The organism is Novosphingobium naphthalenivorans NBRC 102051, from assembly GCF_001590985.1.
GTDB classification, from domain to species: Bacteria; Pseudomonadota; Alphaproteobacteria; order Sphingomonadales; family Sphingomonadaceae; genus Novosphingobium; species Novosphingobium naphthalenivorans.
On sequence record NZ_BCTX01000191.1, the window covers coordinates 1 to 1576 of the forward strand.

General features: G+C 63.8%; 1 protein-coding gene. It reads right to left on the reverse strand.

All coding sequences use genetic code 11. The annotated features are described in order from the left end of the window. Positions 1-57: 57 nt before the first annotated feature. On the reverse strand, positions 58-1576 hold a 1519-nt coding region (locus NN5_RS24630; protein WP_157081334.1), incomplete at its 5' end, for a Tn3 family transposase.

Genomic DNA, 1576 nt, shown 5'->3' on the forward strand with positions numbered 1-1576 from the left:
AGGGCATAGCGTGGATGGTACGCTAAACAACGCTAAGGGCGAACAATCAGCGAACGCTTAGGCGGCGCGGCTATCCGGCGGCAGATTGAGGGCCTTGCGGCCAGCGGAAGCGGCTGCTCGATCCCAGAGGAAATCGCCCGAGAAAGCAATATGCTCCCAACCTACTGGGGACGTATGGGCGAGTAGATCATCAGGCACCGCGACCGATGTTGATCGTAGATGCTGGGCGGCGGCATCCATGTAGATCGTGTTCCAATAGACGATCGCGGCGACGAGCAGATTGAGGCCGGACGCCCGATATTGCTGCGCCTCGTGGCTGCGGTCGATGATGCGGCCCTGGCGGAATGTGTAGATCGCCTGCGTCAGGGCATGGCGCTGCTCGCTGTTGTTGAGACCGGCATGGCATCGCCGGCGCAGATCGGGATTTTCTAGCCAGTCCAGCATGAACAGCGTCCGCTCGATCTTGCCGATTTCCTGTAGCGCGACATCGAGCTGGTTCTGCCGTTCGTAGGCAGCGAGCTTTCGCAGCATGACCGATGGCGCGACATGGCCGGCCTTGATCGACCCTACGAGGCGCAGCACGTCTTCCCATTGCTCACCGATGATGTCGGTGCGGATACGCTTGCCCAACAGCGGGGTGATGGACGGATAGGCCGTGACCGGCGCGATCGGCGCGAGCCGCCTGTCGGGGAAGTCGCGCAGGCGCGGGCAGAAGCGAAATCCCAGCATCGCGCACAGGGCGAAGACATGATCGGTCGCCCCGCCGGTGTCGGTGTAATGCTCGACGATCCTGAGATCGGTGCCGTGGCTGGTGAGGCCGTCGAGGACATAGGGCGCCTCATGCGTCGCGGCCGAGATCACTTTGACGTGGTAGGGCGCGCGCTGATCAGAATTATGGGTGTAGAAGCTGAAGCCATGATCGACGCCATAGCGGGCGTTGATATCGCCGCCCGACGCGCCGCGCTTCGCGGCCCTGAAGAACTGGCCATCGGAACTGGACGTGGTGCCGTCGCCCCATACTCGTGAGAATGGCAGGCGGTGGTGCGCGTTGATGAGGAGGGCCAGCGCCGCGCGGTAGCTGTCGTCGCGGATATAGGCGTCATGGGTCCAGAGGAGCTGATCGCGCGTGACGCCCTGACTCGCCGCCGCCATGCGCGACAGGCCGAGATTGGTCGCATCGGCGAGGATCGTGGCGAGCAGCGCGTTTTCATTGGGACACGGCTCGCCGGTACGCAGGTTGGTGAACGCCGCAAGAAAGCCGGTTTCCTGCGCCACCTCATGCAGTAGCTCGGTGATGCGGATGCGTGGCATCATGGCATCGAGCCGGTCGGCCAGCGCTTCGGCGTCGGGCGTCGCGATCGTGCGAACGGGGGATATCTGGAGGCGGTCGTCGCGATATCGCACACCCTCCAGAGCGTCGCGCTTCAGGCGCTGGGCAAATTTCTTAAGCCGCCAGTCAAGTTCGCGGCCCCGCTGTTCGAGCCATTCGCCGGCTGTGGGTGGCAGACCGAGAGCCGACACGATCGGCTTCGCCTGGGGTTCGCTGAGCAGGTAGCTGTCGAACCGGCGGTATCCT